The sequence below is a fragment of the Shewanella electrica genome, assembly GCF_022321485.1.
In the GTDB taxonomy this organism is placed as follows: domain Bacteria; phylum Pseudomonadota; class Gammaproteobacteria; order Enterobacterales; family Shewanellaceae; genus Shewanella; species Shewanella electrica.
The window spans coordinates 23,881-45,917 of the sequence record NZ_JAKOGG010000022.1 but is presented as its reverse complement, the minus strand read 5'-3'; the positions used below and the strand labels follow the sequence as shown (position 1 = coordinate 45,917).

General features: G+C 45.0%; 37 protein-coding genes. 16 read left to right on the top strand and 21 right to left on the bottom strand.

The genetic code is table 11. The features are described 5' to 3' along the window. Positions 1-627, bottom strand: a complete 627-nt coding sequence (locus L9G74_RS18990; protein WP_238898348.1) for a lysozyme — start codon at positions 625-627, stop codon at positions 1-3. Between the two features lie 307 nt (positions 628-934). Between L9G74_RS18990 and L9G74_RS18985 the strand changes: the two genes are divergently transcribed. From L9G74_RS18985 to L9G74_RS18975, 3 genes are all read left to right on the top strand, one after another. After that, the gene (locus L9G74_RS18985; protein WP_238898347.1) at positions 935-1,273 is read left to right on the top strand and encodes a GrlR family regulatory protein; all 339 of its coding nucleotides are present in this window, start codon (positions 935-937) and stop codon (positions 1,271-1,273) included. A 448-nt stretch (positions 1,274-1,721) separates the two neighbouring features. Then, on the top strand, positions 1,722-2,099 hold the full coding sequence (locus tag L9G74_RS18980; RefSeq protein ID WP_238898346.1) for a tetratricopeptide repeat protein: 378 nt from the start codon (positions 1,722-1,724) through the stop codon (positions 2,097-2,099). Positions 2,100-2,224: 125 nt separating this feature from the next. After that, positions 2,225-2,515, top strand: a complete 291-nt coding sequence (locus L9G74_RS18975) for a hypothetical protein (RefSeq protein WP_238898345.1) — start codon at positions 2,225-2,227, stop codon at positions 2,513-2,515. Between the two features lie 353 nt (positions 2,516-2,868). Here L9G74_RS18975 and L9G74_RS18970 read toward each other — a convergent pair whose 3' ends face one another. From L9G74_RS18970 to L9G74_RS18930, 9 genes are all read right to left on the bottom strand, one after another. Beyond that, positions 2,869-4,017 carry a hypothetical protein gene (locus tag L9G74_RS18970; protein WP_238898344.1) on the bottom strand — a complete coding sequence of 383 codons (1,149 nt, stop codon included), beginning with the start codon at positions 4,015-4,017 and terminating at the stop codon, positions 2,869-2,871. Next, positions 4,017-4,376 (bottom strand): hypothetical protein, encoded by a 360-nt coding sequence (locus L9G74_RS18965; protein ID WP_238898343.1) that lies wholly within the window; start codon positions 4,374-4,376, stop codon positions 4,017-4,019. The genes L9G74_RS18970 and L9G74_RS18965 overlap by 1 nt, the downstream gene beginning before the upstream one ends. Next, positions 4,366-4,593, bottom strand: a complete 228-nt coding sequence (locus L9G74_RS18960; protein ID WP_238898342.1) for a helix-turn-helix domain-containing protein — start codon at positions 4,591-4,593, stop codon at positions 4,366-4,368. Before L9G74_RS18960 ends, L9G74_RS18965 begins: the two co-directional genes overlap by 11 nt. 67 nt (positions 4,594-4,660) lie before the next feature. After that, a complete protein-coding gene (locus tag L9G74_RS18955) occupies positions 4,661-5,911 on the bottom strand; it encodes a tyrosine-type recombinase/integrase (RefSeq protein WP_238898341.1) in 1,251 nt (416 codons plus the stop codon). Beyond that, complete coding sequence (locus L9G74_RS18950; RefSeq protein WP_238898340.1) at positions 5,904-6,104, bottom strand: hypothetical protein; 201 nt, start codon at positions 6,102-6,104, stop codon at positions 5,904-5,906. The genes L9G74_RS18955 and L9G74_RS18950 overlap by 8 nt, the downstream gene beginning before the upstream one ends. After that, positions 6,085-6,336 (bottom strand): hypothetical protein, encoded by a 252-nt coding sequence (locus tag L9G74_RS18945; protein WP_238898339.1) that lies wholly within the window; start codon positions 6,334-6,336, stop codon positions 6,085-6,087. The genes L9G74_RS18950 and L9G74_RS18945 overlap by 20 nt, the downstream gene beginning before the upstream one ends. Next, positions 6,333-6,710: a hypothetical protein gene (locus tag L9G74_RS18940; RefSeq protein ID WP_238898338.1), complete on the bottom strand. Its 378-nt coding sequence runs from the start codon at positions 6,708-6,710 to the stop codon at positions 6,333-6,335. The genes L9G74_RS18945 and L9G74_RS18940 overlap by 4 nt, the downstream gene beginning before the upstream one ends. Continuing rightward, positions 6,700-7,425 carry an ATP-binding protein gene (locus L9G74_RS18935; protein WP_238898337.1) on the bottom strand — a complete coding sequence of 242 codons (726 nt, stop codon included), beginning with the start codon at positions 7,423-7,425 and terminating at the stop codon, positions 6,700-6,702. Before L9G74_RS18935 ends, L9G74_RS18940 begins: the two co-directional genes overlap by 11 nt. Beyond that, positions 7,425-8,393: a helix-turn-helix domain-containing protein gene (locus tag L9G74_RS18930; RefSeq protein WP_438944590.1), complete on the bottom strand. Its 969-nt coding sequence runs from the start codon at positions 8,391-8,393 to the stop codon at positions 7,425-7,427. The genes L9G74_RS18935 and L9G74_RS18930 overlap by 1 nt, the downstream gene beginning before the upstream one ends. Between L9G74_RS18930 and L9G74_RS18925 the strand changes: the two genes are divergently transcribed. After that, the gene (locus tag L9G74_RS18925; protein ID WP_238898336.1) at positions 8,387-8,653 is read left to right on the top strand and encodes a hypothetical protein; all 267 of its coding nucleotides are present in this window, start codon (positions 8,387-8,389) and stop codon (positions 8,651-8,653) included. The two genes, L9G74_RS18930 and L9G74_RS18925, sit on opposite strands and share 7 nt — an antisense overlap. Here L9G74_RS18925 and L9G74_RS18920 read toward each other — a convergent pair. Genes L9G74_RS18920 through L9G74_RS18890 form a run of 7 tightly spaced genes read right to left on the bottom strand, consistent with a single transcriptional unit; the run spans position 8,638 to position 11,020 of the window. After that, a complete protein-coding gene (locus L9G74_RS18920; RefSeq protein WP_238898335.1) occupies positions 8,638-9,159 on the bottom strand; it encodes a hypothetical protein in 522 nt (173 codons plus the stop codon). The genes L9G74_RS18925 and L9G74_RS18920 overlap by 16 nt on opposite strands. Before the next feature lie 18 nt (positions 9,160-9,177). After that, a complete protein-coding gene (locus tag L9G74_RS18915; protein WP_238898334.1) occupies positions 9,178-9,366 on the bottom strand; it encodes a hypothetical protein in 189 nt (62 codons plus the stop codon). 1 nt (position 9,367) lies between these two features. Continuing rightward, positions 9,368-9,631, bottom strand: a complete 264-nt coding sequence (locus L9G74_RS18910) for a hypothetical protein (RefSeq protein WP_238898333.1) — start codon at positions 9,629-9,631, stop codon at positions 9,368-9,370. 24 nt (positions 9,632-9,655) lie between these two features. Continuing rightward, positions 9,656-10,009 carry a hypothetical protein gene (locus L9G74_RS18905; protein WP_238898332.1) on the bottom strand — a complete coding sequence of 118 codons (354 nt, stop codon included), beginning with the start codon at positions 10,007-10,009 and terminating at the stop codon, positions 9,656-9,658. 2 nt (positions 10,010-10,011) lie between these two features. Continuing rightward, positions 10,012-10,212 (bottom strand): hypothetical protein, encoded by a 201-nt coding sequence (locus L9G74_RS18900; RefSeq protein WP_238898331.1) that lies wholly within the window; start codon positions 10,210-10,212, stop codon positions 10,012-10,014. Continuing rightward, positions 10,209-10,796: a toxin YdaT family protein gene (locus L9G74_RS18895; protein ID WP_238898330.1), complete on the bottom strand. Its 588-nt coding sequence runs from the start codon at positions 10,794-10,796 to the stop codon at positions 10,209-10,211. Before L9G74_RS18895 ends, L9G74_RS18900 begins: the two co-directional genes overlap by 4 nt. A gap of 29 nt (positions 10,797-10,825) precedes the next feature. Beyond that, a complete protein-coding gene (locus L9G74_RS18890) occupies positions 10,826-11,020 on the bottom strand; it encodes a Cro/CI family transcriptional regulator (protein ID WP_238898329.1) in 195 nt (64 codons plus the stop codon). 108 nt (positions 11,021-11,128) lie between these two features. Between L9G74_RS18890 and L9G74_RS18885 the strand changes: the two genes are divergently transcribed. After that, positions 11,129-11,821, top strand: a complete 693-nt coding sequence (locus L9G74_RS18885; RefSeq protein WP_238898328.1) for a S24 family peptidase — start codon at positions 11,129-11,131, stop codon at positions 11,819-11,821. Here L9G74_RS18885 and L9G74_RS18880 read toward each other — a convergent pair. Genes L9G74_RS18880 through L9G74_RS18870 form a run of 3 tightly spaced genes read right to left on the bottom strand, consistent with a single transcriptional unit; the run spans position 11,816 to position 15,247 of the window. Further along, positions 11,816-13,588, bottom strand: a complete 1,773-nt coding sequence (locus tag L9G74_RS18880) for a hypothetical protein (RefSeq protein WP_238898327.1) — start codon at positions 13,586-13,588, stop codon at positions 11,816-11,818. The two genes, L9G74_RS18885 and L9G74_RS18880, sit on opposite strands and share 6 nt — an antisense overlap. Continuing rightward, complete coding sequence (locus L9G74_RS18875) at positions 13,575-14,063, bottom strand: hypothetical protein (RefSeq protein WP_238898326.1); 489 nt, start codon at positions 14,061-14,063, stop codon at positions 13,575-13,577. Before L9G74_RS18875 ends, L9G74_RS18880 begins: the two co-directional genes overlap by 14 nt. Beyond that, positions 14,060-15,247, bottom strand: a complete 1,188-nt coding sequence (locus L9G74_RS18870; RefSeq protein WP_238898325.1) for a dsDNA nuclease domain-containing protein — start codon at positions 15,245-15,247, stop codon at positions 14,060-14,062. The genes L9G74_RS18875 and L9G74_RS18870 overlap by 4 nt, the downstream gene beginning before the upstream one ends. Positions 15,248-15,442: 195 nt before the next feature. Between L9G74_RS18870 and L9G74_RS18865 the strand changes: the two genes are divergently transcribed. The 11 genes from L9G74_RS18865 to L9G74_RS18815 are packed head-to-tail and all read left to right on the top strand — an operon-like array spanning position 15,443 to position 21,095. After that, positions 15,443-15,769 carry a hypothetical protein gene (locus L9G74_RS18865; protein WP_238898324.1) on the top strand — a complete coding sequence of 109 codons (327 nt, stop codon included), beginning with the start codon at positions 15,443-15,445 and terminating at the stop codon, positions 15,767-15,769. A gap of 9 nt (positions 15,770-15,778) precedes the next feature. Further along, positions 15,779-16,150 (top strand): hypothetical protein, encoded by a 372-nt coding sequence (locus L9G74_RS18860; RefSeq protein WP_238898323.1) that lies wholly within the window; start codon positions 15,779-15,781, stop codon positions 16,148-16,150. Continuing rightward, the gene (locus L9G74_RS18855) at positions 16,147-16,389 is read left to right on the top strand and encodes a hypothetical protein (protein ID WP_238898322.1); all 243 of its coding nucleotides are present in this window, start codon (positions 16,147-16,149) and stop codon (positions 16,387-16,389) included. Before L9G74_RS18860 ends, L9G74_RS18855 begins: the two co-directional genes overlap by 4 nt. Beyond that, positions 16,386-17,006, top strand: coding sequence for a hypothetical protein (locus tag L9G74_RS18850; RefSeq protein ID WP_238898321.1), 621 nt, complete (start codon positions 16,386-16,388; stop codon positions 17,004-17,006). Before L9G74_RS18855 ends, L9G74_RS18850 begins: the two co-directional genes overlap by 4 nt. Continuing rightward, a complete protein-coding gene (locus tag L9G74_RS18845; protein WP_238898320.1) occupies positions 17,003-17,365 on the top strand; it encodes a hypothetical protein in 363 nt (120 codons plus the stop codon). Before L9G74_RS18850 ends, L9G74_RS18845 begins: the two co-directional genes overlap by 4 nt. Further along, the gene (locus L9G74_RS18840) at positions 17,362-19,026 is read left to right on the top strand and encodes an SNF2-related protein (protein WP_238898319.1); all 1,665 of its coding nucleotides are present in this window, start codon (positions 17,362-17,364) and stop codon (positions 19,024-19,026) included. The genes L9G74_RS18845 and L9G74_RS18840 overlap by 4 nt, the downstream gene beginning before the upstream one ends. Then, the gene (locus tag L9G74_RS18835) at positions 19,023-19,334 is read left to right on the top strand and encodes a hypothetical protein (RefSeq protein ID WP_238898318.1); all 312 of its coding nucleotides are present in this window, start codon (positions 19,023-19,025) and stop codon (positions 19,332-19,334) included. Before L9G74_RS18840 ends, L9G74_RS18835 begins: the two co-directional genes overlap by 4 nt. After that, positions 19,331-19,702: a hypothetical protein gene (locus L9G74_RS18830; protein WP_238898317.1), complete on the top strand. Its 372-nt coding sequence runs from the start codon at positions 19,331-19,333 to the stop codon at positions 19,700-19,702. The genes L9G74_RS18835 and L9G74_RS18830 overlap by 4 nt, the downstream gene beginning before the upstream one ends. Next, complete coding sequence (locus L9G74_RS18825; RefSeq protein ID WP_238898316.1) at positions 19,699-19,869, top strand: hypothetical protein; 171 nt, start codon at positions 19,699-19,701, stop codon at positions 19,867-19,869. The genes L9G74_RS18830 and L9G74_RS18825 overlap by 4 nt, the downstream gene beginning before the upstream one ends. Then, the gene (locus L9G74_RS18820; protein WP_238898315.1) at positions 19,869-20,087 is read left to right on the top strand and encodes a DUF4224 domain-containing protein; all 219 of its coding nucleotides are present in this window, start codon (positions 19,869-19,871) and stop codon (positions 20,085-20,087) included. The genes L9G74_RS18825 and L9G74_RS18820 overlap by 1 nt, the downstream gene beginning before the upstream one ends. 9 nt (positions 20,088-20,096) lie before the next feature. Then, a complete protein-coding gene (locus L9G74_RS18815) occupies positions 20,097-21,095 on the top strand; it encodes a tyrosine-type recombinase/integrase (RefSeq protein ID WP_238898314.1) in 999 nt (332 codons plus the stop codon). Between the two features lies 1 nt (position 21,096). Here L9G74_RS18815 and L9G74_RS18810 read toward each other — a convergent pair whose 3' ends face one another. Next, entirely contained in the window at positions 21,097-21,999 is a 903-nt protein-coding gene (locus L9G74_RS18810; RefSeq protein WP_238898313.1) for an HNH endonuclease, read from the bottom strand. Positions 22,000-22,037 lie beyond the last annotated feature (38 nt).

The window sequence follows — 22,037 nt, the reverse complement described above, 5'->3', positions numbered from 1 at the left end:
TTAACCAAGGCGGTATTGAGGTTGGCTTGCGCAATAGCCTTGGCATCGGTGGCGAACTTGAGCCCAATACTCAGTGCGACAATAGTCAGAATTAACACGCCAATGATGTATAGGTGTTGGCGGCCAACGGCGTTCTTGATGGTGTTGAACATAGTTAACTCCCTTTAAACACAAGTCGCGTTCGCGCTGGCGGCGCACCATTAGCCCAAGCAGCTTTTTGCCCTTGGCGTAAATCCAGCGTGGCAACTCATTGCAGGCGCCAACGTGATCACCGGCGAGTAGCTTTTTACGCAGCGTGCTTTCGGCAAATGCGCCAGCGCCTATGTTGTAGATAAAACTCAGGTAAGCGGCGTGTTCTTCATTACTCAGCCGCACTTGGCGAGTGAGCTGCAGCAGTTGGTTGTTGAAGATCACCAAGTCGGCCGCTAACTGCCGCAGGCATTCTTCAAGGGTGTAGGTTTTACTGTTGTCGATATCTGCACCGGTATGCCCAAAGCACACAGTGTTGATTTCAACTGGATCGAGGTAGCTGTTAAGCACCATGCCTTCTTGCTCGGCAATCATGCTGCCACCCGTCACGACTGCCGCGCTCAAGCCCATCGCTGCAAGAAATTGGCGAACGCGCATAGTGAAGGTTCCAAATCGTAGATAAAAAAATGGCTCCACTGTGGGAGCCGTTTTCACTTCAAATAAACGCGGGGGAAGCGCTTAAGGGATTTATGTAACTCTGGCGAGTATGGCATAAACATACCGATTTTTAGGGGGTGAAAAAACTTCAAATCTGACACTTTTTGTGTCAAATCTGACACATCGGCATAAATACCCGTTTAAACAGGTGCGTTAACTCACCTAAATGCGCTGCCTTTTTGGTGAGAATGGTGTTTAATGGGAACGCAATACCAGCAATGTTGTATCGGACTATGGAGGGTTAAAGATGCAGGATGGTATTTATCACCTAAGGGTGTTCTCCAACTTCAACGACTACGGCGAAGGAATCGCAGTAGTAAGAGACAACTTTATCAATGGCGGTAACGGCGGGTTCATTTTTACCGGCACCAAGCAAGAACAAGACGACGACCAGTTCAGCTGCACACTCGATATCAAACAGTGGAACCATGAGGTGATATCGGTGTTAGGTCCAATGACACATTTCACCTTATGCCTAACCGGTACCAATACCGCAGATAATGGCTTCATCGCCAACGGCTACATGGCTGGCCAAGACGATGCCGAAGTGGCTGTTCAAGCCAAATATCTTTCACCCATTGCATAAAGCCTCATTCTAAGATTGCAGCGTTTACATCGGTGCGCTGCAATGTCTAAAACGCTTCTGCCCGAAACGAGTTAACTCGTTGTCTGTGGTACAGTCAAATGCTGACTTTCTCACCCACAAATTTTGATCCATTTCACTCAAATGTTGTCCTTCTTTGAAATACCTAAAAGCTGGACAGGCATACAGTCATATTGAAATTATGACAATTTTCATCCCAACTTCGTGCGCGTTTTCGCATTTCAATATGAGAAAATTTTATTAAAATCATTTAATTATAAAGCCTATGGGTTAGATAATAGGTTTGGGAAACGCGCATGCGCGTTTTTCCAGATGGTGAATTTGGTAAAATGCTGATAAGTTCATTACATACAAATAGTTAACTGTGCGCGTTTTCACTGGTCCAACGAGGTAAACGCGCATGCGCACGAATAAGCTGTTAAGTTTCAGAATGAACATCGAAGATATAAACAAGAATGCCAAATCATTGATAGAAGAAACTTGGAAAGATAGCTCCAAGTGGCATCAGAACTTTGCTGAAACTAAAAAATTGTTAGAAGCTGCTTTGGTTGTAGCCCCCAGTGATGAGGTAACGCTCATAAACTATGGAACTGTCTTATGTGATATGGGCAGTCATAAAGAAGCGGCTGAGTATCTTAAAAAAGCTATAGATGAAGGCAGCCAAAACAAGCACGCCTTTTTCAATCTAGGTGTGGCGCTTATAAATTGTTCCACTCATGAAAACGCAATGATCTACATGAAAAAGGCAAAAGATAAACAGGCTGGTGTTCTTACTTGGGAGGCATACTTTGATCCAATGGGGCACTAAAAACTTAACAAGGCCAAGCACATCGCCCGCAAAAAGCGCGGGCTGGACCTCGCTGACGCTCGGCCCGTGTTGGCGGCGTTATGTCCCCATGTATTTCGGCGCCAAATTAGAAAAAGAGAATATAAATGCCTACATTGTCTGCATATGTAAATGTTGAAAACACCGCATTAGTAATCCTCAAAGATAAAGGGTATACGATTTGGTGCGATGAAAGTTTAGGAATGTATGGTTGTGAGAAAAATGGTTGGGATTTCCTTGCTAACTCAGCAACAGAGTTATTGGGAGTTATAGGTATATACGAATATCACGGTGAACCTGAAAATTACAAAGAATATTGGTGGCAAATAAATGAACCGTGGTTGATTGATAGTATTCCCTTAGAGAAACCAGTTTTTAAATCAGTTGTGGATAAATAAGAGCACATAACCCATAAAAATTTCTATCCGAAAATGTCGAGTTAGAGTTAAAGCTTTAACTCGTAAATTATCCAAAAAGCATGTTAAAGCGACCGATGATCAGGACACGCAGTACGAGACTTTGTTCATCTCCAACAAGAATCCGCGCCCTCATTCACAGGAACGATCAAAAGTTGGTGTTTTGTTGGATCAAAGATCTGTGCGGGAAAAGGCTATATTTGCCAAATAGAATCATGCGTTTAAGTGTTGCGGCGTGGAGGTCGGTTGTTGCACCTGATAAAACAACAACCAACCTCCGAAAAATCTCATATGTAGTCAAAGCTTGCGAGTCCCCGCCCCCGCAGTGACTTTGGCTAGAAGGACCCAAACGAATTTTTATCTAATGAGCTATTGTAACTATCTATACATATAGTTCCATAATCAGAACATAAAAAATGGAACATAGACCTAAAACAATTATGTTGATGATCCTTATTCTCTAAAATTTCATTAATATCATGTTCTTTTCCACTATCATAATTAGAAAAATACACACCAACTTTATCAAAATAATAAAATTTAAAAAACCTTTGTTGCATAGAGAAATTCTCATATATTTTTGAAAAAACAAATATTGAATAAATATAAACCATTGAGTATTTCAAAACACCAAGAGAAATCGCCCTTGAGTATTCATTTAACTTATACTTAGCAATATCAATATATTTCATTGTTTCAGATATTTCATCAACACTGATATGTTTACCAAGTTTTTTTATTGTAGAGTAAATATTTTTATCGTCTATGATATCAAAATTGATTGATACATTGAAAGAGTCCTTGTTATCCATAAAAACAGTATAAAGCTTCGCGTTCAGTATTTCTAATTGCGTTTTGCCGCTCTTCCAATCCAAGTATAAACTTTCAATTTGAATTATGTTACTACCTTCTAAAAAATTTTCACATTTTAAATTAAACTTAAACTTATACATCAACCTAACTAGTTTTATTAAATCATCAACTTCGTCAATAAATTTATCCTTTAAACATAGAGAGAGAGTTAAACCCACAACTTCCATAACTTCATTATTAAACTTCTCTAGGTCGCAAATAGCTATTGTATTATCACCATTTCTGGATTTTGGAAAATAAACTTCGTACAAATCTTTAAATTCATTTCTATCACAAATAAAATCTTCATATTCTTTGAATACGCCCAAAAACTCCTCTTTATATTTATAATAATTTATTAATGAGTTCTGACTAACAACTAGATTAATCTGCGCTTCAGTTTGATTTGTTTTAAGAATCAAAAAATAAAGACCTATAACGACTACTCCAGCACTGAAATAATGAAACAAAAAAGAAAATTGTTTTTCAAAATTATCAAAACCCTCTTTAGTAAAATTTGGTATCCAAGAATCTAGCTGACTCAAGAGAATGATATATATAGCTATACCAACAGCTAAAAAAATTCCTAACAGCCAGTAACCTATCGTTTTATTAAAGATCTTGTTTTCCATCAAACCAACACCAATTCAGCCCGTCTTAACCAAAACAGGAACGTCTTGCGGCTATCGAACCCAGCAAGCGCCCAATTCCCTCTGCAAAAATACTGTGCGCGAATCGCTCTACGGCAATCGGTGCTTAGTCTTTCTACTTTGAGGTCATAGCGTAGCACGTGGGTAGGCGGTTGAATATCCCGTTCACTCACACTAACCACCTGAATTAGCGGCTCTTTTAACTTATCGCACGCACTGCGGTTAGCGTAACCCTTGCCATACTCATGCTTAAGCCACCAGTTCGCCCAGGTGCGCAGCTCAAGCCGCAGCTGCTTCATGTTCATCAGTTGCTCATGCTGAGCGTCATGCTTAAGCTGCATCGGCCATACCTCGCAAACAATCCAGTTCCAGTTTGAAGATGGTGGCGCAAATTGCGCACAGGTCATCGTATGGCACAGGTGTCATGCCCTTCTCCCACCGCCAGTAAGTAGAGCGCGACACACCATAAAGCTCGGCCACTTCCTCTTGCGTCAACTGGCGTAACTGCCGCCCCAATATCAGCAAATCGCACCCTCTCACCACGCCACCATTCACCATTCGTATTGCTCCAAAATCCCTTAAAAATCCCTCAATGCATCCTCTTTAGCCAAGGATGCATCAAACACTACAGCCAGCCACTAGCCATCTTGGTTTCAGCGTTCCCAAGATCTGCTAACGATCTAGGGATTATCTCGGGCGCAACCTTGTTAAAACCATGCGCAATCAAATACTCGTGATACTGCTCAATCGCCTGCTTCATTCCCGTATTCAACGTACTCAAAACATAGGTACGCAAAAGCACAGGCAGCGAGTGATTCACCAGCCGCTCACCAATCACCGTATCAACCCCCATATCCGCAATAATGGTGCGAAACAGCTTCCGCAAATCATGCGAAGTAAAATCCTTAAAGCGGATTTCCTCACTCCACTTTTGCGCAGTACGGATAGAGATCGGCCCATCAACACCCGCAAACAAAAACGCCCGCTTACCAACATGCTGCAACTGCCACTTACGATAATGCTCAATCAACGCCCAAGCCGCCGCCGTCAATGGCAACCTATGTTCCTGCTTACTCTTGGTATTACTCGCAGGGATGATCCACATACCGCCGCTGAAATGGTCCCACCGCGCCAACCGCGTCTCACCAATGCGCGTGCCAAACATCATCATCAAGGTAAACAACATCGCCACCGGCATCAGCGCCGCACTCAACCGCTCAAACAACGCACCCAACTCACTCTCAAACAAGCGCGTATCATTCGCCGCCACCTTCAGTGATAACTTCGCCTGATAATCCGCCAACGGATTCGTGCCCACCACCCGCAGCTCCGCCGCCTTAGAGAACGCCGCCTTCAACTTACTCACCACCTCAGCCACATACCCCGCCGAATACCCATCCGCCAACATCGTCTGCACCAACTGCTTATCCACATCGAGGAACGACAACTCCGCCAACGGCAAATCACCCAAGCGCGGCACCAAATGTTTACCCACTACCGAGCGCACATTGCGCCGCCAACTCTTACTCAACGTCGTATTGCCAATCACATGGTCCACAAACCACAGCAGCAAATCCGTTACTACCTCAAACCTGCCCATCGTCCAATCACCACCCAATGCCCGCTTAGCCAACGCCTCAGGCAGTTCATCCAAAAAGCAATCAATGCTCATGTCCGGCCAAGTGCCCTGCTTCTTCCACTTGGTCTGGTTATCCTCATTCACCACCAAAAACACACTGGCGCGTTGTCGGCTCGCCATCGCACGCAAGCGCACCGACGGATAGCGCGGATCACGAAAATCACGCTCCGTTCTCTCCTTCAACCAGCGCCGCAACCCTGCACGATTCAACTTGCCAACAAACACACCACTAGCCATTTGCCACTCCATTCACATCAACAACACACTGATGATTCAAGCTCATCGGATAACTGCTCTTTAAGCGAGGTAACCAACCCACCGGCTTCACCATGATGCGGTTAGCATCTTCACCAATGCGCTTGAACTTCTCGCCGTTGCGACAAAGCACGAACTTAGCGCCTATCGGCACATCACGCAGCGGCATCAACACACGCCACCATCCTGTATTCAAACGTTTTCGCCGTGCCCGGTCTTACCCGCTTCTGCTTCATCGCATCAGGCAACTCACGCCAACGGGCAGACAACGCCGTTTCACTATCACTCGCACCAAAGCGCGAACGGCTAAGCGATTGCAACTCAAACAGCGTGTGCCAATCACCATCACTCAGCATTGCCACCAAACGTTGCTTTTGGGTTTTAGGTGTTTGCTTGACTGCACTCATGCTACCCCCTTGTATTTCAGTGCCACGCGGGTCAACCAACGGTTAGCCACCTTGCGGCCATGCTTGCCGTAAATGCGTTCGTACTGCTCACAGGCGTGGTGCAGCAAATGCTGCGGAATGTAGTGCAACCGCTTTTGGATCTCTTCAAAGTCAGAAATTCCACCACGGCTGTAATACATGATTGGATAGGTTTTGAATGGATGCTGCGGCGTGCCCGCTTGAGGCGGTAGTTCACGCACCTCAATCTCGGCGGGGATCACCACCTCATCAACGTGATCATCATTGCTCGCCTGCACCGCACTAGAGTTTGCTGCAGGTTGCATTGCAAATTCATAGCCGGTTGGCGCGTCATCGGGGAGTTGCTTAAGCTGCATGGTTGCCTCCTCGATAACTCTGCCAATCAAACTTCACCCGCATGGCTACGCCCTCACACATGCGGTCATAAGTCCGTTTTTCCAAAAGTTCCGACAGTCCATCCATGTTTAAATTGGTTAAAAATCCCGTTGGACGCATGGCATACAAACGTTCATTGATGATTCGATGTAGCCATAGCTTTTCATCCAGCGTGCCACGCTGCAGACCCAACTCATCAATAATCAATAACTCAGGTTTGCAGAACGCCTTGATCAACTGTCGCTCGGATTCATTTGTCGAATAGCTCTCGCGAACACGTCCCAAAATATCCATCACACTCAGCACCATCACTGAACGATTTTTTGCCATCAACGCATTAGCCATGGCTGACGCCAAATGGTTTTTGCCAGTGCCTGGTGCGCCCATAAACAAAAAACCGCTGCCAGTGCTCATGTGTTCAGAAAAGCGCTCAACAAACTGCTTAGCCGCCGCCAAAGCAATGTGCTGACCACGCTCATTGCAGTAGTAATTTTCAAAGTTACAGCTCAAAAACTTGCGGTTTAAGCCAGAGCTACCAGCCAATTTAGCCGCGTAGCGCATCTCACGCTCAATAGCGATATCGTTAGCTTGCTCTTGGCTAATCTGCTGCGTCATCCGTTGAAACTCTTCAGGCGCCATAGGCTTAACGTTGGCAGGCACTGGCAAGCGCGCCAGCAACTTCTGTAAATCATCCATCACTCGCCCTCCCATGCAGGAAACCCATCATCAACCGTTTGTTTTGGCTGTTGCCCGTGATCAGGTATCGCAAGCTTTTGCGTCGCAACTACGCCCGCATTCACCAGCCAACCAAACTCAAAGCCTACCCACCCGCGCACCGCACATTGTCCCAAACACTCGTCAACGCTCAGTCCATGCTGCGCCGCTTGGTGCAGGTGCTTAGCAAGGCGGTTGATCACGGTTTGGGTAAACGGGGCTTTCTTGGCTTTGCGCACTGCAAGCCAGTCTTTGAGGATTTGCGCTGATGGCTCAGCAGGCCAAGATGAGAAATCGAATTTTGCCGTTGATGTTTTTGAACCAGTGTTATGATCTTTTAAAGGTTCATTGACTGGTTCAAAAGAGTGACTGGTTCTAGTGCTATCTGACGGCATAGGGGGTGTGCTATCTGACGGCATACCCCCTGCTATCTCACGGCATCCCCCTATGCTATCTGACGGCATAGGGGTGCTATCTGACGGCATAGGGGTGCTATCTGACGGCATAGGTGCGGCATCTGCTAACATTGGCGGCTTTGGTGGAAGCTGCAACTTGTAAATGTTTGAGCCATGCCCTAATTCCGTCTTGCGTGGGTGAATCGTCAAATACCCTGCAGACTCCAAGTCTTTTATGTGCTTACGCACAGTGGAATGCGCAATTTCACATTGATCAGCAATGTGTTGATAGCTCGGCCAGCACTCGCCCTTGTCGTTAGCATTGTCAGCTAGCTTGAGCAGCACCAGCTTACGCAACGCATTGCCCACCTTCGCATTCATCGCCTTAACCATCAATTCCATGCTCATAAACCACCCCCGCATTGCGCAAGGCCAGAAAACCGCGCTAATATCAAACCGCTGATTTCTTTCTCCAAAGTCATGCAGCACTCGCCCACCAGTCCGCCAAGATCGCGTGGGCGTTTTACTAACATCAAAAGGAACTTGATATGCCAAGAAACCGCAATGAATACGGCAGAGTGATTGCCATAAACCAAAAGCGCGGCATGGTAGCCGTCAGCATTGAAGATACGGGCATCAGTGTGTTTAACGTGGTGGACTGTTACGACTTCCAACTCAACGACATTGTTTATGGCCCGTTGGATTACGTTGGCGGCCAAACAATTTTCCACCCCGCCGAAAAATACCAAGTGCAGGTTTTTATTGAGGCCACAGGCTGCACAGAGAAGAACTTTCGTCATTACATGCTCTCCTGAGTCAGTTTGCGCAGTAAGTTGTCGCGCAATTGCCCAAACACTTCGCGCCGTGCATCCCAGCGTTTTAAGTGCGCCTCAAGTCCATCAAATGGCTGCTCATAACGCTTACCAAGCGTTACCCGCTCACAACGGCTTTGCTCCATCGCCAAATACGCCAAAAAGTATTCAACCGCCGCAGCAGGCAGCAACAAACCGCGTTCGCCAATCAGCGCGTTACGGATAACGTCACTCACCACATCACTGAACTGCGCTTTAAAAGCATCCTCACCAAAATGTGCCGCAATGGCCGCGTCCCAATTACGCCGTTCCAACGCGCCCATCAGCGCATTAGCGAGTAAATATTGCATCCGTCGCGCATAAATCTCGTGGGTGCTCATACCGTCAAAACACGCACCATCAGCAGCCATTGAAACCTTGCACAACGGCAACTCAGCATTCAAAGGCGCAGGCGTTAACGTCTCATCAAGTGCAGTACGAGCCTGCGTATACTTATCTTGCTCTCCCATACTTCCCCCGTTTTCCAATTAGGCAGCGTCATTGCCGCCATCAATCAATCTCGCGCCGTGGTGATATAGCAATGTCGCAATCGCTTCAGCCGACAGCGTGGGCGAACAGCGCACAATCGCAGCCATCCGTTCAATCTGTGCTCGCCGCTCAGCAGCGCGCCAACGCGACTCACCAATTGGCACCACCTTGCAATCGTCATGCTCCATATCAATCACCGTCATCAATGCTGATGGGCATCTCCCCGAAAAAGTGCATAGCGAACTTCAAACCAAACCGAAAACCGCTAATAAATTCGGGGTCATCAATTTCCTTATCACCGATTTTGATTACCTCAGCGTCATGCTGAGCAATGCCGGTTAGGTGGTCACGCCGCGCGTTGAACCACTCCTGCAACTGCATAACCACTTTCGCGGCCTGCTCATTCACAAAAGCCGAATCCTCTCGTGTTAAATCCAAGTCTTTCGCTTCCATATATTTCCCCTCAAAACAGGTGAGCTAACTCACCGCTGCTACAAGTCGGCGCCACTCCAAGCAAAGCCAGCGTTTAACATCACGCCACACGCTCACCCGCATTAATCGGTGCTGTTCGTCCAGCTCCACCTCACGGATCAACGCATCTAAATCACGCGATGCTTGTTCAAACACCAAAATCGCCTCGCCGCGTTCTACCGTGTACGGCTCAATATCCAGCGCGTTCAAATACAGCTGATGCGTATATTCCAACTGCGCCCATAACCGCATTTGCGCCACCGGCGATAAGCCACTCACACAGGCATGCAACACCGCGTTGCGGTTCTCGGTCGCCAACGCATGGCGCACGTCCATTTCCATCAAATCCAAGTCATCCATGCTCACGCCCTCGCCTTACGTCGTGCTAAACGTTCAAAGTCATCGCGGCAATCGCTATCGCAAAACAACACCCCGTTAGCCACCCGCGCTTGGCAGTACAGGCACAAGCCATTGGCTTTTGGCGCTGGCCGCTGGCGTAACTGCGCAATGCTTAACTGGCTAAAGCGTTCTATTTCCGCTTGCGCGCGATCGGCATCATTCATTGCACCGCTACCCCGCGTTTCAGGTACGGGAATTCAGATTCCAGCAAATCAATGCTCGCTTGCGTGGTCGCGCGGCTTTCGCGCAATTCACGGTGGCATTCCGTCACTTGGTGGCGGTTCGGCGCCGCGCCCAAGTTGATCACCGCAATCTGCGCCTCGCTGTTCTCTTTCGTCAGTGCCGCTGCCATTTGGCTGGCACTAATCGCCACCGCATCGCTGCAGTTATCCGCCACCACCGTTACACCGCACACTGCGTAAACCTCGTTCAAGTACCACAAGCGCAAATGCTTCGGCATCGCCGCCAACAGCACTTGCTCAACATGGAACAAGCGATCTGGCATCGGGTGGTTTTCTTCATATTGCCCGAGCCAACGGAACAGCTTTTGCGCGTTAATACGCCCGTCGTTATACGGGTCTGCGGTTTTAGCAAAGCAAATGCCCTCTTGCGCTAACCGAGGCATAAAACCCAAGCGTTCGGCGGCATCCACTACCTCAACCGCCAACGCGCGGCGGCTGACTTTGGGCAACTCCAACCAGCGGTGAATAGCGACCATTAACAAGTCGAGGCGTGATTTGTGATTCATAGCTAAACTCCCTTTCAGGTTTATGGTGTTTAGGCGGCTTGCTGCTCGCCGTCATTTTGCGAGTCGTCAGCCGTTAACTGGCCATTGGTGATGCGTTCTAGCTGATACGCTCTGAGTGGTGGGACGTTATCGCCCCATTGAGATACAGAAGATTTTGAAATGCCCAACGCCTTGGCTAACGCTGTAGCAGTTTTGAAATGAGCAATAGCCATCGACGTTTTCATCAGAAGCCTCCTTTGCCATAAGTAAAGCCAAGGTTAAGACCTCTTTACTTTTCAGTCAACAGAAAAGTAAAGGACAATTGACTTGATGAAAGTTAAGATTGCTAAACTATGATGAATGAACGAATCAAAACCAGACGTAAAGAACTGAAGCTGTCACAAGAAGCTTTAGGCAAACGTGTTGGTGTAACCAAAGCAACTGTATCCCAGTGGGAGAACGGTATTACTTCGCCCGCTGGCGAGAACATGCACAAGCTTTGCAAAGCACTGAGCACATCGTCATCATTCCTACTTTATGGTGTTGAGGATAAAAATAGTCCTTCTGCAGACGCATCATTTCAAGGCGAAATGGCAACGTGGGACAACAGCACGCCGCTTGATAAAGATGAAGTAGAAGTACCCTTCTACACAGAAGTTAAGCTGTCGGCGGGCAATGGCATCATAGCTGATATCGAAAATCATGGTCCTAAACTACGCTTTTCCAAGTCCACCCTTCGCAGCCAAGGTGTTGATCATAGCGCCGTTGCTTGTGTGAAAGTATCAGGTGGCAGCATGGAGCCAGTACTACCAAGTGGCAGTACTGTGGGCATTGATACAGCCAACAAAACTATTGTTGATGGAAAAATGTACGCCATCAATCATGATGGCATGTTGCGCGTCAAACTACTCTACACGCTGCCAGGCAATGGCTTGCGCCTGCGCAGCTACAACCAAGATGAATACCCTGATGAAAGTTATAACGGTGACCAAGCAAAAGTGATCACCGTTATTGGCAGAGTGTTTTGGTATTCTGTTTTACTATAATATTTCTGAGTTTTTAACTCTCATGAACATCTTTTGTTTTTCACCATCGAACTTAGGTATCCAATCAATATCAACAGCATCACCGTAATATCTATATTCTGTAGTTGAAAATATTATTTGAATACCATATTTTTCCGCTAGTTTTTTTAGCTTATCTAAGTATTTATCCAAATCAACAACATGCATTTGATGTTGCTGAGGGGTATCTAAAATCAAAAATTCTAGATACCTAAATCCAGATGAAATCATAAGTTCGAATAAAGCAGCATGATATGCAAGAACAACCCTAGCTCTAGTGCTTCCCTTTAATTTAGTTACACTTTCCTGTCCTAATATAGGAATGAATTCACTAGAGAAATTAATATTTCTACTTACATTTATAGTTTCTAAACTATCCAGCCAATCGACAAATAAATCAGAAAATTTAGATCTGAGTTTATATATTTCAGTTGGTGTATTACCTCGTTTATTAAACGACTTGTGATATTCAAAAGCATTATCACGTTCACTTATTATTTTTACCAACTTACTTTCATAATCGTTAAATCTATCAATTTCCGATTTCATTTGCTGTAATCCAAAAAGTTCATTTTTTATTTTTGAACTCGCTTCAACTATTTTAGCTGCTTCAGATTTTTCTGTGGACTCCTCTTTTTCTAATTCTAACTGTTCTACCAGATCAAGTAGATTATCTTTTTGTATAGATAACTGTTCATGAAGAACTTGATCACTTTGTGAATTACGCTGTAAATCTTTGATTTGGTCTCTTAAATACAATAAGTTTTTACTATAAGATTCAGAACTTTTAGAAAACAGCTTACAATCAGGTGAAGAACATATTTCTTCAAAAGATAAGAAAACACGTCTAGATTCTTCATTCAAATTCAATGTTTCAATTTCTGACTCAATCTCAGAAACTATTTTACTAACACCATCATTACGCCTTTCAATTTGATTCATTTCATTCTCGATATTTTTAATCGAAAATAAATGCTTTGATATAATTTTGTCATAAACATTGAGTTTTGAATTATTAGACATACCAAATCTTTTTAGATTCTCCAGTTCAACATCTAAAGATTCAATTTGTCTATCAATCTCAACATAAGATAATGGGATAGATGATATATCCTCTTTCATGAGATTATATTCTCGTTTAGCAATTTGAACTTTGTTATCATGAAAGTCCAATTTTTCCTTAGCTAAGATTTTACCTCGTTTTTCATCGAAAGAATGCTTAGGGGGAAGTCTAAATAGCATTCTAAGCATTTCTGAATACTGATCTTTAATAAAGCTTCTAGCATGATATATATCATGATAACCGTCATCTTGGTCTAGATAGAAAATTGGTAAAAGTGTAGACATATAAGGCATCGTTGCCTTATTACCGATTGTTATCAAATCACTTACTTTTAAATTTAAAACTTCAAATATAAAAAGTGAAAATGATTTTTCATCGAAGAAATGTTGTTTATTTATTCCATTAGTTAATACTTCTAAATCTAAATCATTCTCGATAAATTTTCGTTTGAAGCGGTATTGGTCTTTACCACATTGAATTGTCAATTCTGCATTGAGGCATCTCGCATAAATCTCTTCTCTGAAAACGCATGGATAACCCAAACAAAACGCTATAGATTGAATCAAAGGAGTTTTGCCGCTTCCATTGGGCCCAAATAATTGGGTTATATGCTCACTAAACAATAGCGTATCGGACTCAAGACCATTTAAACCTTTACCATTAATTTTAAGACTAATTAGTTTCATATAATTCTAGATCCAATTTTTTAGCGACACATATATTTCGATATGAACGGCTTATCATATTTAAATTATAGGAAAGGTTATCATCCCAACTCAATGCTTTATCGACAACCTTTTTTCCTAAGTCTGTAATATTAATTTTGGCCTTTCTATTATTGACAATAATTAAATTGGCTTGTTCTAAAAAACTTATTGCCTTTACAGTTCTAATCCTTAGATTAGCTGACCAATGAATATGCTGATCAGACTTATTTAAACTAGTCATACAACTCAAAATACTTTCACCGACTAACTGCCCAATTTCAGATACATTTGGCTTTCTTCTATCCTTTGCTAAAATTAAAACTATTAAGCTAATCAAAGGAAGTTGAAATAGTGCTTCGTTACTGAGAACGTAACTATTGCTTTGATGCTTAGATGATATAATTAAAGATGCACCATTTTCCTCAACACTCTGAAAAAAGTTATCTATATTCATGCTACACCTTTAATTATTAGAGAGAAAAATGAACCCATTAATGTTTCAGTATCCAAATCGAAAAGTAAGTTTTCACTGCGTAATTCAGATGTTAACTTTTCAAGTTCGACTTTTAAATTTGACAGTTTTATATTACCATTGCCACCTCTAATATTGTAGACCACATCTGAAATTTTTTCAGTAAGACAAATATATTCAAAGTCGGTAATAATGTGCCTATTATTCCTCAACCAGATATCCCACTTTGTTTTACATTGACTACAAAATTTTATCTGCTCATTACTAGCACCACCTCGGCTTAATGAACGTTGAATTATAGATACACTTTTAATGCTATTTTCATCATTACTTTCTTTTAGTATTTGATATGCATCTAATGATATACTCAGTATTTTTAATAACTCTTCAATTCCAACACCAGCCTTTTCATTAACTTCGTTTTCGTTAATAGTTTTAATAACACCGCTAGATTTCTCTGAAATTAATTCTAGAAGCTTAATCGCTATCTCTTTTGCATCATGATAGCTCAATTCAACTTCGCTATATTTGTATATATATTCTTTAGCTATTGAATCAAAATTATCTATACCATTTTTCAGATAATGAACATCACAGTGAACCCTTAACTTTGACAGGCTCGACTTAATCTCTTCAATTGAAAATTTTTCCTTGCCCTTTGCTTCAATTTCTCGCTTAAATGCAATATTGAAACAATCAAGGATTATTTTTACATATTTGTCTTCAAACTTTAGCTTTGATATATCTTCAAGTATTTCCTCAACATCGTTCTCTGTGTTGACATTAGTTTGAAAAATAACTGAACTACATTCCTCATCGAAAATAACTGTATGAACTAATAATTTTCCGATAAAACTATCTTTAAATGCTTCTGCGTTCTCTTCTAATTCTTTACTCCCTCTTTTAATGAATTTAAAAAGATCATTGACTGTCCAATTATAGTTCTGTTTATTTTTAGTTTTAACCTGATAGAACAAAAAAACATGACTTTCACCATTGATTTTTCTCACGACAAAATCATCTTGAAAGTCACAATAGACTTTATCGATATCCTGCCCTTCTAGGATCTTCAATGATTCTATGGCAGCAGATTTAACTTGAGCCCTATACCTAGCGAACGAGTCTCTGCCGTTTTGTTCGCGTGGAGCATTTGACGATATACTCATCTTCAATCCTTGAGAGTTCTAATTGAGTACTGCCAGCAGTACTACTGTCAACACTATTCCAAATTAATTCATAGTGTTATATGACATGTTTGAATCTTTACCGAACATTTTGGTCCATTTTTTCTAAATATAGCTTGACCAAAAAGTAAAGAGATCTTAACTTTATCCCGTACCACTTAACCAGAGGACGGGACCATGCCAATTCTGACCACCAATCCAAGCACCGCGAAGGAACGCGCCGAACACCGCTTGTTAGTGTCACTGCGCTTTGCCTGCTTGATGACCAAACACCGCAATCCAATGGACTGCCCACGGGTACAGCAACGCGTGGCAGAGTTGGAAAAGTACCTCTACCAACACCACCCAAGCCAACGGTTCGACAAGGTGTATATCGATTGCGCTGGCGACCTTGGTGAGCACTTTGCCCTTCGGGTAAACAGCAGCAATTACCAAGTGACCATCTGGCGCAGCAACCACAATGCTGCCGCCATTCACACCCTCTTTAGCCACGCAATCGCGTAGGAGGCCGACATGGACTGCCAATCAACTCGCACCCGCACCGCTCGTATTGCACACCTATGTTGTGAGTGCGACCAAACCATCAACCAAGGTGAGCAATATGCCTTTACCTCGGGCGTATGGGATGGCGAACCCGCCAGTTTTAAAACATGCCAGAACTGTTGGGAAATACACGCACAAACATCACGTTATGTGAACTTAACACCAAGTGAAGGTGATGACTATCCCTGCTTTGGTGGATTGATCAACTGGTTTGATAACCGCATGAGCTTTGACTACCAAGGCGAAGCCTTTGTGTTGGATATGGCTGACGCCATCGACGTGCCGCCACAGCAGTTAGCCACCCTACTCTGCATTGAGTTATCCGAGGAGGCCGCAGCATGAAAGCCAAGCACATCTTCAAAACCCTAACCGGTTGGGTGCAACTCAAACCACAAGCCAAGTGCGAGCTACACGGTTGCCAATGCGTTGAGGTAAAACACATCCCTCACACCGGCATCGGCACCGACCGCTACTGCGTGAGCAAGTGCATCACCCTCACCGATGCCGACGCCTTCAACCAAACCGACGCCGAAGCATTCAGCGCCAAAGTCGATGCACTTATGCAAGGGAGAGCAGCATGAAACACCCAACCGCAGAAACGTTTTTAAAAGACGTTGCCAACCACAAGCTGCACGTTCTTCACGATGATGGTGTTTACCGTCATTTGGTACTCAGTAGCGGCAGCTTTGAGTGTCGTTTCGAGATCATCACTTGGCCTAACAACCTGTGTATCAACGGCGACATGGGCAGCTATGTGTTTTCAAGATGCCAAGACATGTTTCAGTTTTTCCGCCGCGAAGAACTTGGCATTAATGCCGGTTACTGGTCAGAAAAAGTCGAAGCTGAGTGCCGTTGGGATGGCATTAAAGAGTTTGATATTACCAAGGTGCATGAGCGTTTGGATTACTACCTTGAGTGCTTCAAAGAAGATTTAGACGCTGACAACGAAGAAGAAGCAGAAGCTATAGCGGCCGCTACAGAGGCTGTATCCGACTTCAAAGATCATTGTGAGCATTCAGAGTGGGATGCAGTAAGCCGCATCAACAATTGGGATGAAGACGACGCTGGCGGGATGGATTTGGATGACTTTTGGGACGGCGGCTTTGATACGTTCACCTACCGCTATATCTGGTGCTGTTACGCCATCGTTTGGGCAATCCAACAGTATGACGCTTTAGAGCATAAGGAGGCAGCATGAGCATTGCCTCACTCATCAACCTGCTGCGCTCTACCCGCATTGACCCATTCGTTGAAAAGAACGCCCAGCAACAGCTTGAAACCGCGCTGGCTAATGCTGGATTTAACTTCAGGAGAGAGCATCACTTATCAGCAACCGATATTGCCGATTTCTTGGTGCTGTTAGATGGCGAATCAATAGCGATTGAACTCAAAGGCAAGGTTAAACACCGCAAAGCGGTTTACCGCCAGTTGGAGCGCTACACAGAGCACAGCGATGTTAGCAGCATCATTTTGCTAACAGCCAGCTCGATGCGGTTACCGGCGCAAATTAACAGCAAACCCGCTTATGTGGTTTCGATTGGAGAGGGATGGTTATGATCCGTACCTATGGCACCCTATCGCTTGCTGGCGATAAATGGGTTTACGATGGCGTGCCACCGCATGTGGCAATTCGCTTAAAGCAGTTATTCCCACGCATTCCAAAGCACCGCACATCACCGTTTGAGTTTCCAAACGATAAAGCACACAGCGCCGATTTAGCGTGGTTCATTCAACGCTATCCGGTCACTATCTCGCTAAACGATAGCGTAACGCTAGACGGTGGGCGCCAGCAGTTCGAACAAGATGCCGCTGCGATGGAAGCAATATTAAAGCCTGACTATCAGCCTAAGCAATTAATCGGCTTGCGCGATGGTGAGCATGTTCGCCCATATCAAAGCCAAGCGATTGAGTTAACACTGCTGCGCCACGCGCTGCTGCTAGGTGATGATGTTGGCCTAGGTAAAACCTACACCACGGCAGGATTGTTTCTTAATGGCGTAACGCTACCAGCGGCAGTAGTCATGCAGGTACACCTGCAGCAACAGTGGCAAGACAAAATCGAATCATTCACACACCTAACCTGCCACAAAATCAAAGGCACTAAACCTTATAACCTGCCACCTGCTGATGTTTACCTCTTCCGTTATAGCCAAATAGCAGGATGGATTGACACGTTTGCTGATGGCTTTTTCAAAGCTGTAGCGTTCGATGAAATCCAAGAGCTGCGCACTGGCACCAAGAGCGCCAAAGGTGAAGCGGCCAAAGAACTCGCAGACAACGCGGTTTATCGCCTCGGGCTTTCTGCCACGCCAATTTACAACTATGGAGTGGAAACTTGGAACATCATGCAGATGCTAGATGACCAAGCACTAGGCTCATTTGATGAGTTTTTGCGCGAGTGGTGCGTTGATCGTCGCCAAGTTAAGGATCCGCAAGCACTTGGTTCATTCCTCCGTGAGCAAAACCTGATGCTTCGCCGTACCAAGCGTGAAGTTGGCCAGCAGTTACCGCCAATCAACACCATCATCGAACACGTTGATGCCGACCAGCAAACGCTAAAAGACGTTGAACAGTTGGCGCGTGAGCTTGCTATCAAAACAACTACTGGCAGCTTTGTGGAACGTGGGCAAGCTGGCCGCGAACTTGACCTAATGCTACGCCAAGCCACTGGTGTATCGAAAGCCAAAGGCGTTGCAGCTTACGTGCAAATAGTGCTTGAGAGTGACGTACCAGTGTTACTTATGGGTTGGCACCGTGATGTTTACGACATCTGGCTCAAAGCATTAGCCGCATATAGACCTGCCATGTATACGGGCAGCGAAAGCGAAAATCAGAAGAATGAATCGGTACGCCGTTTTGTTGAAGGTGAAACCAACCTTTTCATCATGAGTTTGCGCAGCGGAGCAGGTTTAGATGGCTTGCAACATCGCTGCTCTACTGTGATTTTTGGTGAGCTTGACTGGTCGCCAAAGGTACATGAGCAAATCATCGGACGCTTAGATCGCGAAGGACAGCAAGAACAAATCACCTGTGTTTACCTGAATACAGATGAAGGCTCAGACCCGCCAATGGTTGAACTGCTCGGCCTTAAGCAATCGCAAGCAACTGGTATCATCGACCCCGGCAAAGAGTTTGAAACACGCTACAGCGACAAGTCGCGTATTCAAGCCTTGGCTGAACGGTTCCTATCGAAGAAAACAAGCAAGGAGGCAGCATGAGCCAGCTATCCAAAGCGCTAGTGCAAGGCATGGAGCCAGCCGAGAAGATAGACATTCTGATTAGCTTCACTGACATCACCAGCGAGGACAACAAGATTGCCCTGCACCGCCACTACGTTAACGGCTGGCCGATAACCACCGCCGCCGAGTCGCGTGGGCTGGACGAATCCAACTTTCGCAAAACCGCCAAGACACTTGAGAACGCCGCCGTTCGGCTGGAGCGTTACAAAGAAATTGAATGGGAACGTTGGGGCTATAAATCACCATTCCTAACAGGTGAGTTGGCTCACCGTAAGGAGGCGTTATGAGCTTTGCAGTATTTGGAGCAACCATGGACCACTGCTTGAAAGTCGCACGCAAGCGAGTGAAAGCCGTTACTGGTGTGGGTGACAAACTCAAGCGGCTATCGCCTGAAGAATATGAACAAGCGGTGCAGGACTACGCGCACAAGCTATTTAAAGACATTGCGGAGGGGAAGAAAACTGCGCCGAAAATCTCGGCCGATATGTCGCAGCCTTCGTCAGCAAAAGACTTTATCGCCTTAGCTGAAAAAACCACGGAATGCGCCCGTTTGCGCATTTACCAACGGGCACCAGTGAAAGATAAATTCCACCCAAAAACCAAACTGCCAGTGATGAAGTTTCAGCCGTGGCCGTTGCAGGAGATTGCAGCATGACAAGTTACGCGCAGGAGCTGCTGACTTATGTGCAAGGCTTCGGCGGGTTATCAGCGGAGCAAGCTGCGCTCTGGTTGGATAACCATATTGTGAATGACTGGCGCGATCGCACGGAGTCACCAACGGCGGGCGTTTGCGTGATACTCAATGATGAGGAGCAAGAATAATGGCTGAGCCAATCCCTGAAATGACGTTTTTAACGGAACAAGATATTGAGTTCATCACCGGTGCCAAGATTGCCTCGCTGCAGATCTCAATACTTGCCAAGAACGGCATCAACCACATAGTTGATAGAAACGGTAAGCCGCGGCTAACGTGGTACCAACTCAACAATCCTGTGCGTTTTGTAGCGGCTAATGATGGCCCTGACTTTTCAAAAATCTAAGGTTTAGACATGGTTGGCATTCGTAAAAACAAAGCTGATAACGCGCTACCTACCCGTGTTTACCGTGGGCGTAGTGCGTATGAGTGGCACCCGAAAAGTGGCGGCGCTATCCGCTTATGTGCGCTCGATGCACCGCTATCAGAAGTGTGGCGGGTGTGGGAGCAGTACAACAACGAACAGCTGATCATGGCAACGGTAGCGGGATTGATTGATAAGTTTTTCAATAGCGCTGATTTTCATGAGCTGGGGAAGGAAACACGAAAGGACTACCGCAAATACTCCAAAAACATTCTGGCGGTATTCGGCAAAATGCATGTAGACAAGGTGGAGCCACAACACATCCGCATTTATATGGACAAGCGCGGGCTAAAAAGCCGCGTACAAGCTAACCGCGAACATGCGTTTTTCAGCCGCTGCTTTCGCTATGGCTACGAACGCGGCATTTGCCAAGGCAATCCATGCAAAGGCGTGCGCAAATTTAAAGAGGAAGCGCGCAAACGCTACATCACGGATGTGGAATATCAAGCGCTGTACGACCATGCATCAGATGTGGTGAAAATTGCAATGGAGTTGGCTTATCTGTGCTGTGCACGCCAAGGCGATATTCTTGCCATGCGTACTTCGCAGATATTAGAGGAAGGGATATTCATTGCCCAAGGTAAAACAGGCGCCGAACAAATCAAACTGTGGTCGCCACGCCTACGCGCAGCCATTGCACTATCAAGAACACTGACCAAGCCCGGCATTGCATCAACTTTTGTTCTCAGCCAATCACATGGCAGCAAGTGGACCCGCGACGGTTTTAACACCCGCTGGCGTTCTGACCGCAGCAAAGCACGCGAAGCCACCGGTCTGCCATTAGACTTCACCTTTCACGATCTGAAAGCCAAAGGCATTTCGGATATCGATGGCACACTGCAAGAGAAACAAGCAATATCTGGCCACAAGTCAGCAGGACAAACAGCCAGATATGATCGGAAGGTCAAGAAAGTTAAGACAGTTGATTAACTCAGAACTTGAATATCTCGCGATGTTTTTGAAGATATGCTTTGTGCGCAGGCTTTAGGCCTTTGAGTTTGGACTCTTTATTCAAGCCTAATTGCTGCAGAGTTTTAGTTGATACGGCCTTTTTAACCATGATCGCGCCATCATCATCAAAGGACACATATCCTTTGTCGAATAACTTATCGATGTTTGGAGAAAAGGGAAAACCGTTGTAAGGATCCAAGCGTTGTTTATTGTCCGACTGACTCCAAGGAATAATGTGAGAAGCAATCAGTAACTCTTTCACATCAACACCTGTAAGCGGGCATTTGTTATCCCAAAGAGCTAATAGCTCTTTTCTATATTTCCCCTGCCCTATACGAGCATCAGCTAAGACCTTACGCTTAGTTTCTGATACAGGTCTTCCATCAGAACGAACATCGTCTTGAGATTCTGAAATCTTGCAAGCAATCTGCCCGACTAAAGCAAGCAAATATGAGCCCGCACCTTCCGGGAGATACACAAGATAATTTTGAGAAACGGTTTTTTTAACGGTGATCAGTTTCGGGTCACAATCATCATTGAAATTCTCATAAAGATGATCAGAAACTTCTTTGAACTCAATAGGTGTAGGTAGAACATGAAGTTCTACGTCTATCTTATGCCCGTCAGCTGCCCATTCTTTGTAGGCCCGTGTTTCAGGACGTGCGGCATTGTATGAATCACTTTTTGCGACGGCGACATAAATGATGTTTTGATCTCGGTTACAAAAGATTATGTCGCCTTTTTTCACATGCGGCATATAAAGCCAGCCAGCAACATTTTTCAATTTACCATTTTTACCGCGGGCTTCATCTGGGGCCCAAAGAAACTTATGTTCTAAAACTTCCTTGTAGGTAGTGCCAATATTCACCCAATAAAATGCCATCCAGGATACTCCTTCATCATATTGATATATCTCTGAAT